The organism is Micromonospora sp. NPDC049282, from assembly GCF_043197045.1.
GTDB lineage: Bacteria > Actinomycetota > Actinomycetes > Mycobacteriales > Micromonosporaceae > Micromonospora.
Genome location: NZ_JBICSL010000009.1, coordinates 231,585 through 246,947, shown reverse-complemented (window position 1 = coordinate 246,947; position 15,363 = coordinate 231,585). Strand labels below are relative to the sequence as shown.

Annotated in this window: 13 protein-coding genes; 5 read left to right on the top strand and 8 right to left on the bottom strand. The window is 72.4% G+C overall.

From position 1 onward, the window contains the following. Positions 1-117: 117 nt before the first annotated feature. Complete coding sequence (locus ACGFI2_RS17330) at positions 118-765, bottom strand: hypothetical protein (RefSeq protein ID WP_393517601.1); 648 nt, start codon at positions 763-765, stop codon at positions 118-120. Between the two features lie 209 nt (positions 766-974). Here ACGFI2_RS17330 and ACGFI2_RS17325 point away from each other — a divergent pair, with 209 nt between their 5' ends. After that, positions 975-1,217: an ABC transporter permease gene (locus tag ACGFI2_RS17325; protein WP_393517598.1), complete on the top strand. Its 243-nt coding sequence runs from the start codon at positions 975-977 to the stop codon at positions 1,215-1,217. A gap of 7 nt (positions 1,218-1,224) precedes the next feature. Further along, positions 1,225-6,150, top strand: coding sequence for an FG-GAP-like repeat-containing protein (locus ACGFI2_RS17320; RefSeq protein WP_393517595.1), 4,926 nt, complete (start codon positions 1,225-1,227; stop codon positions 6,148-6,150). Positions 6,151-6,243: 93 nt separating this feature from the next. Here the strand turns inward: ACGFI2_RS17320 and ACGFI2_RS17315 are convergent, their stop codons facing one another. From ACGFI2_RS17315 to trmB, 3 genes are all read right to left on the bottom strand, one after another. Continuing rightward, positions 6,244-6,927 carry an FkbM family methyltransferase gene (locus ACGFI2_RS17315; protein ID WP_393517593.1) on the bottom strand — a complete coding sequence of 228 codons (684 nt, stop codon included), beginning with the start codon at positions 6,925-6,927 and terminating at the stop codon, positions 6,244-6,246. Positions 6,928-7,180: 253 nt separating this feature from the next. Beyond that, the gene (locus ACGFI2_RS17310; RefSeq protein ID WP_393517590.1) at positions 7,181-9,685 is read right to left on the bottom strand and encodes a DEAD/DEAH box helicase; all 2,505 of its coding nucleotides are present in this window, start codon (positions 9,683-9,685) and stop codon (positions 7,181-7,183) included. Positions 9,686-9,747: 62 nt separating this feature from the next. Next, positions 9,748-10,434, bottom strand: a complete 687-nt coding sequence (gene trmB / locus ACGFI2_RS17305) for a tRNA (guanosine(46)-N7)-methyltransferase TrmB (RefSeq protein WP_393517587.1) — start codon at positions 10,432-10,434, stop codon at positions 9,748-9,750. A gap of 89 nt (positions 10,435-10,523) precedes the next feature. Between trmB and ACGFI2_RS17300 the strand changes: the two genes are divergently transcribed. Continuing rightward, on the top strand, positions 10,524-11,102 hold the full coding sequence (locus tag ACGFI2_RS17300; protein ID WP_393517585.1) for a hypothetical protein: 579 nt from the start codon (positions 10,524-10,526) through the stop codon (positions 11,100-11,102). A gap of 425 nt (positions 11,103-11,527) precedes the next feature. Continuing rightward, the gene (locus ACGFI2_RS17295; RefSeq protein ID WP_393517582.1) at positions 11,528-12,130 is read left to right on the top strand and encodes a class F sortase; all 603 of its coding nucleotides are present in this window, start codon (positions 11,528-11,530) and stop codon (positions 12,128-12,130) included. Positions 12,131-12,157: 27 nt separating this feature from the next. On the opposite strand, the gene ACGFI2_RS17290 is transcribed toward ACGFI2_RS17295, so the two are convergent. After that, positions 12,158-12,430, bottom strand: a complete 273-nt coding sequence (locus ACGFI2_RS17290) for a winged helix-turn-helix domain-containing protein (RefSeq protein WP_393517579.1) — start codon at positions 12,428-12,430, stop codon at positions 12,158-12,160. Between the two features lie 209 nt (positions 12,431-12,639). Between ACGFI2_RS17290 and ACGFI2_RS17285 the strand changes: the two genes are divergently transcribed. Continuing rightward, complete coding sequence (locus ACGFI2_RS17285; RefSeq protein WP_393517576.1) at positions 12,640-12,849, top strand: hypothetical protein; 210 nt, start codon at positions 12,640-12,642, stop codon at positions 12,847-12,849. 187 nt (positions 12,850-13,036) lie between these two features. On the opposite strand, the gene ACGFI2_RS17280 is transcribed toward ACGFI2_RS17285, so the two are convergent. The 3 genes from ACGFI2_RS17280 to ACGFI2_RS17270 are packed head-to-tail and all read right to left on the bottom strand — an operon-like array spanning position 13,037 to position 15,133. Continuing rightward, positions 13,037-13,357: an antibiotic biosynthesis monooxygenase family protein gene (locus ACGFI2_RS17280; protein ID WP_393517573.1), complete on the bottom strand. Its 321-nt coding sequence runs from the start codon at positions 13,355-13,357 to the stop codon at positions 13,037-13,039. A gap of 20 nt (positions 13,358-13,377) precedes the next feature. After that, positions 13,378-14,175: an exodeoxyribonuclease III gene (locus tag ACGFI2_RS17275; protein WP_393517570.1), complete on the bottom strand. Its 798-nt coding sequence runs from the start codon at positions 14,173-14,175 to the stop codon at positions 13,378-13,380. A 37-nt stretch (positions 14,176-14,212) separates the two neighbouring features. Continuing rightward, positions 14,213-15,133 (bottom strand): proteasome assembly chaperone family protein, encoded by a 921-nt coding sequence (locus tag ACGFI2_RS17270; protein WP_393517567.1) that lies wholly within the window; start codon positions 15,131-15,133, stop codon positions 14,213-14,215. Positions 15,134-15,363: the final 230 nt, after the last annotated feature.

The window sequence follows — 15,363 nt, the reverse complement described above, 5'->3', positions numbered from 1 at the left end:
GAAGATCAACCACCCCCCGACCAGCCCACCAACTACCAGACACCCCACCGTCAACCCCACCCCACCAGCCCAAACAAGATGGAACTACTCCCGTGAATCAGCGCGCCTGGCGCCGCGCTAGGCGGCGGTGGACCAGATGGCGCGGAACGCGGCGGCCTCGCCGGCCAGCCACTGCTCGATCTGTTGGGGCTTGGCGTCGGCGGGCATCCGGTGCGCCTCGCCGCGCCGCACGTCGACCAGCACCGGCTCGGCGTGCGGAAGCACGGCGTCCATGTGTCGGGCCATCAGGTGCAGCGTGGCCAGGGTGGCCTCCTCGCTCGGCGGCGCCTCGTCGAAGTGCAGCCGGATCGCCTCGGCCCGGCCGTCGGCGAAGCGCACGCCGAACTGCGGGTTGATCTTCACGGGCAGGTCGCCCAGCATCGCCAGGGCATCACGGGCCTGGACCAGGTCGACGCCGGCCGGCTCGCCGAGCGATTCCAGCCAGCGGGTCGCGCCCGGCACGAGCGCCTCGTAGAGCGGGCGCCAGCGCGGCTTGACCAGGTCGGCCACCTGGGCCAGGTGGGTGCCGCCGGTGTGGAACGCGACGTCGGCCTTGAGCGCCTTGACGAACTGGCCGTGCGGGTTGAAGCCGTGCCGGCTCGCCCGCTGCCGGCGCAGGCCGCCGACGAAGGTGGCCTTGGTGGGGCCGGTGCGGTCCACGTAGCGGGTGAACCCGAGAAGGGTGGCGTAGGGGGTGACAGGGGCAGCGGAGGTGGGCGCAGTCACGAGCATCCTCCCAGGTCAACAGCTCGTTTAGTACATACATTCTAATCGACGGGTCTGACATCGCCCAGGGTGTCGGCGGACTTGGGCGTGCGGATGGCGCACGTTCTCCGGCGCTGTCGTTCAGCCGACGGCACCGGGCGCGGCGCGGGCCTACGCTGAGCGCCGTCAGCCCCCGGTTGACCTGGCCGGACGACGTCGAGGAGCACCCCATGAAGCCTCCGCACCGCAGGTTCCGGACCCGGTTCTGGGCCGAGATCGTCTCCGCGTCGCTCTTCGGCGCGCTGTTCGTGCTGACGCTGTTCTGGAAGGACTGGCTCGAGGCGTTCGGCATCGAGCCCGACAACCACGACGGGACGGTCGAGTGGCTGCTGGTCGCCGGCCTGTTCGTGCTCTCCGCCGGGTGCGCCGTCTCCGCCGGGCTGGAGTGGCGCCGGACGGCTCCGGCCCGGTGAGGTCGTCATGACCACGATCGACGACGTCGGTCCCACCCGGTCCAACACGCCGCACCGCAAGTCGGGGCAGTTCACCACCGGGCGGATGCTCTCGCTCGACAGTTCCGACGACGGCCGGCTGGTCTTCGCCGGGTCCTTCTCCAGCGACCTCTGGGTCTCCGAGGACGGCGGCGAGTCGTGGTCGCAGGTCGGGTGGCCCGAGCCGGCCGCCGGCCAGTTCGGCGTGCCGGGCGCGATCGGCGGCTACTGCGTCACCTCGATCGCCGTCGCACCGGACGTGGCGCACTGGTCCGGCGCACGCAACCCCCGCCTGCTGGGCCGGATCTCCGCGCAACCCGGCGCCGGCATCGTCGGCTTCGGCGACACCGGCGTGTGGACGGCGACGAGCGGATCCGACGGTACGTTCGCCGCGCCCCGGCTGCTGTCGGCGGACTTCGGGGCGGAGGCCGGCGGTTGGCGGGTGGACCGGCACCCGAGGTTCCTGGCGGATGTGACAGGTGACGGTCGGGCGGACGTCGTGGGCTTCGGTGACGACGGCGTGTGGGTGGCGTTGAACAACGGCGACGGCACGTTCGCGCCGCCGAGGTTCGTGCTGGCGGATCTGGGTTACCACTCGGGCTGGCGGGTGGAGAAGCACATCCGGGTCCTCGCGGATCTGACCGGGGACGGCAAGGCCGACATCGTGGCGTTCGGCGACGCCGGTGTCTATGTGGCGCTGAGCCAGGGGGACGGGAGTTTCGCGTTCACGCCGGTGCCGGCGGTGGCCGGGTTCGGGGCGCAGGCCGGTGGCTGGCGCGTCGATCGGCATCCCCGGTTCGCCGTGGACGTGACCGGGGACGGGAAGGCGGACATCGTCGGGTTCGGTGACGACGGGGTGTGGGTGGCGTTGAACAACGGCGACGGCACGTTCGCCGCCCCGCGGTTCGTGCTCGCCGATCTCGGCTACGACTCGGGTTGGCGGGTGGCGAAGCATCCCCGGTTCCTGGCGGACCTCACCGGGGACGGCAAGGCCGACATCGTCGCCTTCGGCGACACCGGCGTCTACACCGCTCGCAGCAACGGCGACGGCAGCTTCGCGTTCATCCCGACGCCCACCCTCGCCGACTTCGGCTACAACGCCGGCGGCTGGCGGGTCGAGCGGCACCCGCGCCTGGTCGCCGACGTGACCAGCGCCGGGCACGCCGACCTCGTCGGCTTCGGCAACGCCGGCGTGCACCTCGCCCGCAACAACGGCGACGGTACGTTCGCACCCCGCCAACTGGTGGTCGCCGACTTCGGCTACGACCAGGGCTGGCGGGTGGAGAAACATCCCCGGTTCCTGGTCGACGTGACCGGTGACGGCCGCGCCGACGTCGTCGGTTTCGGCGACGCCGGCGTCTACGTCAGCCTCGCCAACGGAACCGGCTTCGACCCGCCCCGATTCGTGCTGCCCAACTTCGGCGCCGGGGCGACCGTCCTCGCGCTGGCGCAGAGCGACCGGGAGACGCAGGACGCCGGCGTGTGGCGATCGAGCGACCGGGGCGCGACCTGGTCCCGCGTACACGCGTTCCCCCGCGCCCGCGGTGCGGCGCGGCTGGGTGGCGCCGGCCAGCTCGTCTGGGCGCCCGGCACCGCGGACCTGGTCTACGCCGCCGGCGGCAGCTCACTCGCCGTCAGCACCGACGGCGGGGCGACGTTCACCGACGTCCTGCGCCGACCGGCCGGCGACCTCCAACCGGTCAACCACGTGGCGGTCGCCGAGACGCCCGCCGGCAGCCTCCGACCCCCGATCGTGTACGCGCTCACCGACGGGAAGGTCTTCGTCTCCGTCGACGCCGGGACCACCTGGGTGCCCGACGCCGGCGGAGTCCCGGCCACCGTCGGCGGTGCCACCGGCCTGTTCAACGCACCGAACGAGCGGGTCATGGTGGTGTCGCCACGCTCGCCGCTGGAGGTGTTCGCCACCGGGAACGCCAACCTGGTCCCGCCTCAGCTGTGGCGAGGCGACTACTCGCGGTTCGCGCAGACGGGCGTGTCGCAGTGGGCCCCGGTGCCGCTGCCGACCCTGGGCCAGCAGTTCAGCGGCAACGTGTTCGTCGCGGCCACCCGGCCCGGCCGTGGCGAGGTGCTGTTCTACGGGCCGCAGCGCGCCAAGGTGTTCGCCGCGCCGCTCGACCCCGCCTCCGCCGCCGACTGGCAGGAGCTCGACGACGGCCAGCACGCCCACGTCGACCTGCACGGCATCTTTCTGTCCGGCGACTTCGCGGCCACGTTCCGGGACGGGTCGTACACGCCGACCGCCGGCACGGTCTGGTTGGCGAGCGACGGCGGCATCTTCCGCAGCACCGACGGTGGTCGGCACGTCCACGCCGCGGGCAGCATCAGCACGCTGTCGGTGGTGAACATCGCCGGGCTCGCGCTGCCGGGCCGGGGCCCGGTGATCTCGCTCAACACCGGCGACAACGACGGCTTCGCCTCACCCGACGGCGGGCGGACGTGGCGGCCGCAGGACTACGGCGGCGGCGACAACGACTGCTCCTTCGCCGACCCGCTGCGGCCGTCGCAGATGCTGGTCCTCACCCCGCGCTGGAACACCGACGGCGGGCTCGCCGTCGGCGGCACAGGGCAGACCCTGGCCCTGTACGGGGCTGCCGACGGTGAGCTGCCCGACGTGACCAGCACGGCGCGGCGGCAGATGATCCCCGGTCCGCCGCTACGGCCGGGTTCGAGGATCTGGAACGCGAGCAGTCCGTTCGTCATCCGCGGGTACCGACCGGTCGTGCTCGACCTGCCGGGCGATCCGCCGCAGCCCGACGACCACGTCTTCATCCGCTTCTTCGGCAACTTCTCCTCGCCCGACCTGGGCACCTTCCCGGACAACCTGGCCGTCCTGCTGCGCGTGCGGAACCTCCGCGACGTGAAGAAGCGCACGGACTGGGACACGCCCGGCGGGTGGCGGGTGGACCGGCATCCGCGCCTGCTCGCGGACCTGACGGCGGACGGCCACGCCGACATCGTGGGCTTCGGCGACGCGGGCGTGTGGACGGCGTTGAGCACGTCCGGCGGCTCGTTCGCCGACCCCCGGTTCGTCCTGGCCGACCTGGGCTACGACGCGGGTTGGCGGGTGGAGAAGCATGTCCGGGTGCTCGCCGACCTGACCGGGGACGGGAAGGCCGACATCGTGGCGTTCGGCGACGCCGGGGTGTATGTGGCGTTGAGCCAGGGCGACGGCTCGTTCGCGTTCACTCCGGTGCCGGCGGTGCCCGGGTTCGGGTACGCCGAGGGTGGCTGGCGGGTGGACCGGCATCCCCGGTTCGCGGCGGACGTGACAGGTGACGGTCGGGCGGACGTGGTGGGGTTCGGTGACGACGGGGTGTGGGTGGCGTTGAACAACGGCGACGGCACGTTCGCGCCGCCGCGGTTCGTGCTCGCCGATCTCGGCTACAACTCGGGCTGGCGGGTGGAGAAGCACATCCGGGTCCTCGCGGATCTGACCGGGGACGGCAAGGCCGACATCGTGGCGTTCGGCGACGCCGGGGTGTACGTGGCGCTGAGCCAGGGCGACGGCACGTTCGCGTTCACTCCGGTGCCGGCGGTCGCCGGGTTCGGGCCGCAGGCCGGCGGTTGGCGGGTGGACCGGCATCCGCGCTTCGCGGTGGACGTGACCGGGGACGGGAAGGCGGACATCGTCGGGTTCGGTGACGACGGGGTGTGGGTGGCGTTGAACAACGGCGACGGCACGTTCGCCGCCCCGCGGTTCGTGCTCGCCGATCTCGGCTACAACTCGGGCTGGCGAATGGAGAAGCACCCCCGGTTCCTGGCGGACCTGACCGGGGACGGAAAGGCCGACATCGTCGGGTTCGGCGACGCCGGGGTCTACACCGCTCGCAGCAACGGCGACGGCAGCTTCGCGTTCACGCCCACGCCGGCCCTCGCCGACTTCGGCTACGACGCCGGTGGCTGGCGGGTCGAGCGGCACCCGCGCCTGGTCGCGGACGTGACCAGCGCCGGGCACGCCGACCTCGTCGGCTTCGGCGAGGCCGGCGTCCTGGTCGCGGTCAACAAGGGTGACGGCACGTTCCGGCCCCGCCCGCTCTTCGTCATCCCCGGCCTCGGCGCCGGCCCGAGCGGGCCGTTCACCCAACAGGGGCCGTTCCTGCCGGACCCGACAGTCGGCGTCGTGCAGGCCTCCGGCGGGCACCGCGACACGGTGTTCCACGTCGGCGGCGACTCCGCGCGCCGGCTCTGGAAGTGGACCGAGGGAATGCCGGCCTGGCAGCAGCTCGTCCCCGGCGGGGGCGCCGACAAGGCCCGCCGGTTCTTCGTCGACCCGTACCGGCCGAGCCTGCTCTACCTGCTGGACAGCGACCACGTGCGGCGCTCCGACGACGGCGGTGTCACCTGGCAGGTCGACGCCGCCCTGGAGCGGATGCTCACCTGCGGCGGCCGGATCGAGGTCGACCGGGACGAGGACGCCGACGGCCAGGGCGACCACTACGGCGCCGTCCTCAACGACATGCAGTTCGATTCCACCGATCCGGGTCGGCGCTTCGCCGTCGGCCTCGCCGGCGCGTTCACGACCGCCGACGGCACGACGTGGACCCGCCTGCTCGACACCGGCGCGCTGCGGGGTCGGCCGGCCAACTGCTACTACGACCGGATCTCCGACCCGGCCGACCCGGCGCTCTACGTGTCGTTCGCCGGCCGGAGCATCGTGCGGATCAGCGGGTTCGCGCCGACCGGGGCCCCGCCGATCCCCGCCGTGCCGGCCCGGTTCTCCGACGCTCCGCCCGAGCCGCCCCGGGCGGTGGTGCGGACCCGCGACGGGAGAATCGGCACCGTACAGGTCCGGCCGGACGGCCGCGCGTCGGTGACCTTCGACGACGGCGGATCCACCGTCGTCGACGCCGACGAGCTGGGGCCCGGCGGTGAGGGCGGTCGAGCCGAGGCGTAGTCCGGGCGGCGGTCGCCGTCCGAGCCTGTCGCAGGCCGGCCGGTGCCTGTGGCACAAGGCGTCATCCGCCTCGGTGGACCGGACCGAGCAGCCCTACGGTCGGTTGCCCACCAGCGCGGGGCGGGACGCGTAGACGTAGTAGGGCACCCAGGGACGGGGATCGTCGGGACGGGTGCGAATGGAATAGCCGGCCTCGCGGAGCAGCTCGGTCACGCCCTTGAAGGTGCGCTGCCACTCCCGGCCCGGCTCCTCGGCCAGGAAGTCGTGGCAGGAGACCGCAAGGTTCCGGACGTGGCGGAGGGCATCCGACGAGCCGCGCAGCGCGGGCAGCTCCGCGCCCTCGATGTTCATCTTGAGCAGGTCGACCCGATCCAGACCGAGGGTAGAGATGATCTCGGCGAGGGTACGCCCCGGCACCTCGACCCCATCCGTCCCGTCGCTGGTCAACGCGTTGCGAAGGTGCGTCTGGTCGTGCTCGTCCAGGCGTACCGTGCCCGGCTCGTCGACGACTGCGCACGACACGAGCGTGACGTTCGACAGCCCGTTCAGGGCGACCGCGCGACGCAGGCAGCGGAATGTGCGGGGATGACCCTCGACGGCGACCACCCGGCCCTGTGGGCCCACCAGGCGGGAGAGGAGCCGCACCTCGCTGCCCACACCGGCGCCGACGTCCAGCACCGTGTCTCCCGGCCGGGGGCGGTAGCCATGGAGGAAGACGTCCTCCGCGGCGCGGTCCTCGGCGGTGGGTGGGGTGTGCATCAGCGACGTGTTGACCACCGTCCCCTCCGGGTATCGGAAGATCCAGTCGCCGTCTTCGTACCGGAGCCTGCAACGGGTCCTGTTGCGCACGCTGAAGCGGACCGACCCGGCCAGGGCAACGAGATGTGGGGTGTGCCGGATCAGTAGATCCGTCAACTGCCGTCTGACGCGCACCTGTCCTGCTCCTCACCGACCGACGGGCACCCCCCTGCGGCGGCGCCTTCGCTCCTGGAACAACGAGACAGCCGGACTGTCGTCACGGAAGGCCGGGTCAGAGCTGACCGACGTCGGTGACCCGGATGACCGCCGCGCCCACCTCGTCCGAGGCGGCGAGGTCCACCTCGGCGCTGATGCCCCAGTCGTGGTCGCCCTCCGGGTCGTCCAGGATCTGGCGTACGGTCCACCGCTCCCGGCCCTGCTCGATCATCAGCAGCGCCGGCCCGCGCGCGTCCGGCCCCACCCCGATCGAGTCGTACGCGTCGAAGTACGGCTCCAGCGCGTCCGCCCACGCGTCGGCGTGCCAGCCGTCCCCGGCGTCCAACTCGCCGAGCAGGTCCCAGCGGCGCAGGGCGGCCAGCTCGACCCGGCGGAACAGCGCGTTGCGCACCAGCACCCGGAACGCCCGCGCGTTGCGGGTGACCGCCGGCGGCCGGTCGTCCAGTGAGGCGGCGACCTCGGCCACGTCGGACGGGTTGCGCAGCCGCTCCCACTCGTCGATCAGGCTGGAGTCGACCTGGCGGACCAGCTCGCCCAGCCACTCGATGAGGTCGACCAGCTCCTCGGTCTTGGCGTCCTCCGGCACGGTCTGTCGCAGGGTCTTGTACGCGTCCGCGAGGTAGCGCAGCACCAGGCCCTCGGACCGGGACAGCCCGTAGAACTGGACGTACTCCGGGAAGGTCATGGCCCGCTCGTACATGTCCCGGACCACGGACTTCGGGGCCAGCTCGTGGTCGGCGACCCACGGGTGGCCCTGCCGGTACATCTCGTACGCGCCGGTCAGCAGCTCGGCGAGCGGCTTCGGCCAGGTCACCTCGTCGAGCAGCTCCAGGCGCGCCTCGTACTCGATGCCCTCGGCCTTCATCGCGGCGACCGCCTCGCCGCGGGCCTTGAACTGCTGCGCGGAGAGGATCTGCCGCGGGTTGTCCAGGATCGCCTCGATCACGCTGAGCACGTCGAGCGCGTACGACGGGGACTCGCGGTCGAGCAGCTCGATGGTGGCCAGCGCGAGCGGCGACAGCGGCTGGTTGAGCGCGAAGTCGAGCTGGAGGTCGACGGTGAGGCGGACCCGCCGGCCGGTCTCGTCCGGCTCGGGCAGCTCCTCGACCACGCCCCCGGCGCGCAGCGCCCGGTAGATGGCGACGGCCCGGCGGATGTGCCGGCGCTGGGCGGCCGGGTCCTCGTGGTTGTCGGTGAGCAGGTGCCGCATCGAGGCGAACGCGTCGCCGGGCCGGCCGATCACGTTGAGCAGCATCGAGTGGCTGACCTGGAAGCTGGACGTGAGCGGCTCCGGCTCCGCCTCGACCAGGCGCTGGAACGTCGGCTCGCCCCAGCCGATGGAGCCCTCCGGCGGCTTCTTCTTCACCACCTTGCGGCGCTTCTTCGGGTCGTCGCCCGCCTTCGCGAGCGCCTTCTCGTTCTCGATCACGTGCTCGGGCGCCTGCACCACCACCCGGCCGATGGTGTCGAACCCGGCCCGCCCGGCCCGGCCGGCGATCTGGTGGAACTCGCGGGCCTTGAGCAGCCGGGTCCGGATGCCGTCGTACTTGCTCAGGCCGGTGAAGAGCACGGTGCGGATCGGCACGTTGATGCCGACGCCGAGCGTGTCGGTGCCGCAGATGACCTTGAGCAGGCCGGCCTGGGCGAGCGTCTCCACCAGGCGGCGGTATTTCGGGAGCATGCCGGCGTGGTGCACGCCGATGCCGTGCCGGACCAGCCGGGACAGCGTCTTGCCGAAGCCCGAGGTGAACCGGAAGTTGCCGATCGCGGTGGCGATCATGTCCTTCTCGGCACGGGTGCAGACGTTGACGCTCATCAGCGCCTGCGCGCGCTCCAGTGCGGCGGCCTGGGTGAAGTGCACCACGTACACCGGGGCCTGCTTGGTCTCCAGCAGCTCTTCCAGGGTCTCGTGCAGCGGCGTGGTCGCGTACGAGAAGAGGAGCGGGACCGGCCGTTCGGCCGAGCGGACGACGGCGGTCGGCCGCCCGGTGCGCCGGCTCAGGTCGTCGACGAAGCGGGTGGTGTCGCCGAGCGTGGCGGACATCAGCACGAACTGGGCCTGCGGCAGCTCGATGATCGGCACCTGCCAGGCCCAGCCGCGGTCCGGCTCGGCGTAGAAGTGGAACTCGTCCATGACCACCTGGCCGACGTCGGCCCGGCGGCCCTCCCGCAGCGCCAGGTTGGCCAGGATCTCCGCGGTGCAGCAGATGATCGGGGCGTCGGCGTTGACGCTGGCGTCACCGGTGAGCATGCCGACGTTCTCCGCGCCGAAGACCTCGCAGAGCGCGAAGAACTTCTCCGACACCAGCGCCTTGATCGGCGCGGTGTAGAAGCTGGTCCGGTCGTCGGCCAGCGCCGCGAAGTGCGCCGCGATCGCCACCAGGCTCTTGCCGGAGCCGGTCGGCGTATTCATGATCACGTTCGCGCCGGAGACGATCTCGATGACCGCCTCCTCCTGGTGGGGGTAGAGGTCGAGACCGCGCCCGGACGCCCAGGAGGCGAACGCGTCGTAGAGGGTGTCGGGGTCGGCGGTCTTCGGCAGCGCGGCGGTGAGAGTCATGGCGGCTCCCATCGTGCCTGGGCCACACCCCGCCGCGCCAACCGGGTTCAGCGCCGCCGGGTTCAGCGCCGCCGGTGGATCAGGTCGAAGACCTCGCGGCCGGCGGTCCGCGCCCGACGCTCGAACTTGGTCACCGGCCGGTGCGCCGGGCGGGGCGCGTAGCCGCCGTGCACGTCGACCAGCTCCGGGTCGGCGGTCAGCGTCCGGCGCATCGACTCGGCGTACTCGGCCCAGTCGGTGGCGCAGTGCAGCGTGCCGCCGGGCGCCAGTCGGGACCGCAGCAACGCCACGTGCGCCGGCTGGATGATCCGCCGCTTGTGGTGCCGGGTCTTCGGCCACGGGTCCGGGAAGTAGACGTGCACCGCGTCCAGGCAGCCCTCCGGCATGGCCCGGACCAGGTCCAACGCGTCACCCTCGGCGACCCGGACGTTGTCCAGCCGGTGCCGCTCCACCAGCTCCAGCAGGTTGGCGATTCCCGGCGTGTGGACCTCGACCGCCAGATAGTGTCGGCTCGGGTCGGCCGCCGCCATGGCGGCGGTGGCGTCGCCCATGCCGGAGCCGATCTCCAGCACCAGCGGCGCCCGCCGTCCGAACAGCGCCGTCGGATCGCACGGCCCGTCGAGGGCGGCGATCTGGAGGCCGTACGCGGGCCAGAGCCGGGTCAGCGCGTCGCGCTGCCGCTCGCTCATCCGCCCGCGACGCGGATGGAAGGTGCGGATGCGGGCGGTGGGGACGTCGGTGGTGGTCACAGCGACCCGAGCCTACGCGACCGACGCGCCGATCGGATGTGAGGTGCGGTCGGGGGTGAGAGGATTCATCCCGTACGCCGGGAGGGGTCATGGGGTCAGTCAGGGGACGTGCGGCGCTGCTGGTCGCGGTTGCCGCGTGTGCCGCCCCGCTGCTCGGCGCGGTGCCCGTCCAGGCCGCGCCGCGCGCCGCCGAGCCGGTGCCCGAGCAGCCGCCGGCCGACGTGATCTTCGTGGAGGTCACCCCGAGCACGGTGGAGCCGGGCTACCTGGTCGGCATCCGGGCCAGTTGCCGCGACAACTCGGTGCCCGCGATCGTGGCCTCCGACGCCTTCGGCAAGATCCAGGTGCAGCCGCAACGCGGCCTGCTCACCGCCTCGCCGATGGTGAACGAGCGCACCCGGCCCGGCAACTACCGGATCAAGCTCGAATGCCCGGGCGGTGAGACGGCGTCCACCATGCTCCAGGTGGTGAAGCGCGCGCAGCCCACCCGGCCGCCGAGCCACCCGCCCAGCCACTTTCCCAGCCGCGGCCCGGCCACCGGCTTCGGCGGCACCGCTGGCACCGGACTCGGTGGCCTGCTGGTGCCGGTCGGGCTGGCGCTGACCGTGGTCGGCGCCGGGCTCGGCGTGGCCGCCTCCCGCCGCAACTCCGGCGCCGCCCGGCGCTGAGTCACGCCATGACCGACCACTCCGCCCCGCCGCCCGCCGGCTCCCGGCGCTCCGGCTGGCCCTTTCTCGCCCTGCCCCCGGCCGCCGCCCCGCCCGCCGGTCCGCGTGCGGCACCTGCGTCGTCCGCAGGGCCCTCCGGGCCATCCACTTACTCCCGGCCGTGGAGTCCGCCGCCGGCTGTCGACGAGACGCCCGCCGGCTCCGGGCCGGGGCACGCCCCGCCGGCCGGATCGCGGCCCTGGATGCCGCCGCCTGCCTCGTCTCGTCCCTGGCACGCGTCGCCGGCCGGTCTGCCGTCCGTGCGGTTCCGGCCGGCCGGTCCACCGCCCACCGGTCCACCGCCCACCGGTTTACCGCCCACGGGGTCGCCTCCCGCCGCTCCGCCGACCGAACGGCAGCGGCATCGGAGCCCCTGGTCGAAGCCGATGGCCGTGGTGCTGGTGCTGGTCGGCGTGTTCGCCGTCGGGGCCGGACTCGGCCGCACCGCCGGGCCGTTCGACTTCGCCGACGCCTCGACCGGGGGGTCGAGTGCGGTCGCGCCCGCGCCGGCCTCGGTCTCCGCGCCGGCCCGGAAGCCGGCCAGCCTGCCGGTCCGCCTGTCGGTGCCGGCCATCAAGGTGGCCGCGCCGGTCACCCCGGTCGGTCAGGCGCGGGACGGTTCGGTGGACGTGCCGCCGCTGACCGAGACCGACCAGACCGGCTGGTACAACCGGGGCGCGGTGCCGGGGGAGCCCGGACGGGCCATCATCGTGGGTCACGTCGACACCAAGAGCGGGCCGGCCGTGTTCTACCGGCTGCGCCAACTCAAGCCGGGCGCCCGGATCCAGGTGACCCGCGCGGACCGCAGCGTGGTGACGTTCAAGGTCGACACCGTCGAGTACTTCGACAAGGCGAAACTGCCCGCCGCCCGGGTGTACGGCGACTCCGGCCCGGCGGAGCTGCGGCTGATCACCTGCGGTGGCACGTGGCTCGGCGGTCGCACCGGCTACGAGGACAACGTGATCGTCTTCGCCTCCCTGGCGCGCTGACCGCCCCGTCCAGATTCTGGCGAACGGCTACTCGGCCTCGGCGACATAGACACCCTTGCCGGGCTGCCCCTCAACCATCTCGCGATCCTTCAGGATCGACATCGAGCGGTTGATGGTGGAGATGTGCACGCCGTACTGGTCGGCAAGCTCGCGAGTGGAGGGAAGCTTCTCACCCGGTGCAAGCTCTCCGGACTTGATCTTTGCGGCGATGTCATTGGCGATGCGCCGGTAGTCGACTCTCTCCGTCGGCATGGATGGATCTCCGATGGTCCCCTGATTTCGGCAGACCAATTCGATCACGCGGAAACCTGATCCAGCAAGTTTCATCATCTGCCCTTGTGTCGACTTGACCTGCTCCTACAAGTTGGAATAGGTTCCTTCCCGGTCGGTTCTCTGGTTTCGGCAAACTCCGGGTCCCCGGCCGCCTACCCACCTGGGGGAGCACGACGCATGGACTCTGCCTCCCAGGTGGGCCCTCATTGCGACCGTCGGGAAGGGGTCGTGCTGCCATGCCGATGGACGAGCCGGGTGCGGGCTCCGCGGCCCGTGAAATCTTCGAGGCGCACCGGATCGTCAATGCCCACTGGACCCGCTCGGCTGATCGGCCCTGGCGGGCCGGCGGGTGCCTGCAATGCCGTGACCTGCACTCCTGCGCGCAGCTCGACTGGGCCCTGGAGCGGTATGCGCACTACGCGTCGATCATGCTGCAGAAGCCCTGACCGCCCCGACGTCGGCGCGGTCGATCATGAAGTTGGCGGTGACAAAGCGGGGTTGGGGCCGGTCGGACGGGATGATCGACTCCGTTGCGGGGAAGTGGTGTGGTCCCGGTGGGGGTGATGCCGCCACCTCGGCGAGGTGGTGTTGATCAAGGCGGGTGATGTCGCCAGTTCGGGGAAGTGGTGTCGATCAAGAGGGGGTGGGGACCTGGAGGGCCACCTCGAACTCCAGGAGAGTGGCGCCGGTGGCCACCGGTTGGCGGGGTTCGGCGCCACCGGGCGCGGCGTGCGCGGCGCGGGACGGGCCCTGCGCCCACGCCTGGTAGTCCTCCTCCGTCTCCCAGCGGGTGTAGACGAAGTAGCGGGTCTCTCCGGCGACCGGGCGCAGCAGCTCGAAGCCGAGGAAGCCGGGGGAGTTCTCCACCGCGCCGGCCCGGGCGGCGAACCGCTTCTCCAGCTCCTCGCCGGCGCCGGGCGGGAGGTCGATCGCGTTGATCTTCACGACTGCCATGCCGTCCACCCTACGGCGACTCAGAGCGCTTCGACGGTCGGCACCAGGTCGGCGTCGACCACGATCGGGGCATGGTCGGAGGGACCCTTGCCCTTGCGGGCCTCCCGATCCACGTACGCGGAGCGGACCGCGTCCGCGAACGGCGCGGTGGCGTACACCAGGTCGATCCGCATGCCCTTGTTCTGGTGGAACATCCCGGCCCGGTAGTCCCAGTAGGTGTACGGGTGTGGTCCCTTCATCGGGGTGGGCACCACGTCGCTGAGCCCCAGGTCGCGCAGCGCGGCCAGGGCCGCTCGTTCGGCCGGCGTGACGTGGGTGGAGGCGGCGAACAGCGCCGGGTCCCAGACGTCGGCGTCGGTCGGCGCCACGTTGAAGTCGCCGCAGACCGCGAGCGGGAGACCGGCGGCCGCCTCCGGCTCCAGCGCGTCGCGAAGCGCCGCGAACCAGGCCAGCTTGTAGGCGTAGTGCGGGTCGTCCGTGGCGCGGCCGTTCGGCACGTACACCGACCAGACTCGCACGCCGTCGCAGGTGGCGGAGATGGCCCGGGCCTCGGGCTCGGGGAAGCCGGGCTCGCCGGGGAAGCCGACCGCCACGTCGGCCAGCCCGACGCGGGACAGCACGGCCACGCCGTTCCACCGGCCGTCGCTGTGGCTGGCCACCTCGTAGCCCAACTCGCCCACCTCGGCGACGGGGAACGCCCCGTCCGGGCACTTCGTCTCCTGCAGGCAGACGACGTCGGGCTTCGTGGTGGCCAGCCAGTCGAGCAGCCGGGGGAGGCGGGCCTTCACCGAGTTGACGTTCCAGGTCGCCAGGCGCATGTCTCCAGCCTGCCGTATCCCGGTCGGCCCCGCCCGCTCAGCGTTCCGGGGTGTCGCCCGGGTGGGTCTGCTCGGCCAGGAAACGCTCCAGCTCGGCGCCGAGTTCGTCGGCGGTCGGCAGCGGGCCGGTCTCGGCGGCGAGCAGGTTCTTCTCGCCGCGCCCGCGGGCGAACGCGTCGTACTGCTCCTCCAACGCCTGGACCAGCGTGGCCGCCTCCTCGGTCTGGGCCACCTGGCGGTCGATCTCCAGCCGGATCGCCTCGGCCGCGGTGCGCAGGCCGTCGCGCGGCAGCAGCAGGCCGGTGCCCTTGGACACGGCGGCGAGCAGCGCCTCCGCGGCGGCCGGGTACTCGGTCTGGGCGACGTAGTGCGGCACATGCGCGGCGAAGCCCAGGGCGTCGCGCCCCTGCTCGCCGAGCCGATATTCCAGCAGGTGCCCGACGCTGGCCGGAACCTGGACCTTCTGCAGCCAGGGCTCGTGCCCGGCGATCAGCTCCGGCCGGGTGGCGTGCGCGGTGACGCCGCTGGGCCGGGTGTGCGGCACGGCCATCGGGATCGAGTTGAGCCCGACGGTGAGCCGGACGTCGAGGCGGGCCGACAGCCCGGCGACGGCGGCCACGAACCGTTCCCACTGCAGGTCCGGCTCGGGGCCGGTGAGCAGGAGGAACGGCGTCTCGTCGTCGTCGTGCAGCAGGTGCAGCTCGAGTTCCGGGGCGTCGTACTCGGCCCAGTGGTCCTCGACGAAGGTCATCACCGGCCGGCGGGAGCGGTAGTCGAACATCTGGTCGACGTCGAAGCGGGCGATCGTCCGGGCGTCCAGCGAGGTGAGCAGTTGCTCCCGGGCCAGCCGGGTGGCGCTGCCCGCGTCGACGAAGCCGGTGAGCGCCTGGATCAGCACCGGCTGGCCGAGGTCGGGCAGCTCGTCGGTGAGTTCGTAGAGCTCGTGTGGGTCGAGCACCGGTGGGTCCTCCCTGTCGACGCGTACGGGGAGGCGCCGCGCGACGGCGTCCCCGATTCGGCAAACGTACCGGGGGTCGTGGTCCATTCCGTTACGGACCCGTCCGGTGCTCGGATGGTGATCACAATTCGGCCACGCCCCGGTCGTCCGGTCCATCCCGGGTCGACCGAAAGGGTGAGTTAGTCGATCACCGGCCGCGACGGGTGCGGCTGCGACGTTCCTGCCCCGGC

Coding starts and splice junctions, on each gene's coding strand:
- ACGFI2_RS17295 (WP_393517582.1), top strand. CDS start 11,528: ATGGCCGTGGTGCTGGTGCTGGTCGGCGTGTTCGCCGTCGGGGCCGGA.
- ACGFI2_RS17285 (WP_393517576.1), top strand. CDS start 12,640: ATGCCGATGGACGAGCCGGGTGCGGGCTCCGCGGCCCGTGAAATCTTC.
- ACGFI2_RS17275 (WP_393517570.1), bottom strand. CDS start 14,175: ATGCGCCTGGCGACCTGGAACGTCAACTCGGTGAAGGCCCGCCTCCCC.
- ACGFI2_RS17325 (WP_393517598.1), top strand. CDS start 975: ATGAAGCCTCCGCACCGCAGGTTCCGGACCCGGTTCTGGGCCGAGATC.
- ACGFI2_RS17320 (WP_393517595.1), top strand. CDS start 1,225: ATGACCACGATCGACGACGTCGGTCCCACCCGGTCCAACACGCCGCAC.
- ACGFI2_RS17300 (WP_393517585.1), top strand. CDS start 10,524: ATGGGGTCAGTCAGGGGACGTGCGGCGCTGCTGGTCGCGGTTGCCGCG.
- ACGFI2_RS17310 (WP_393517590.1), bottom strand. CDS start 9,685: ATGACTCTCACCGCCGCGCTGCCGAAGACCGCCGACCCCGACACCCTC.
- ACGFI2_RS17280 (WP_393517573.1), bottom strand. CDS start 13,357: ATGGCAGTCGTGAAGATCAACGCGATCGACCTCCCGCCCGGCGCCGGC.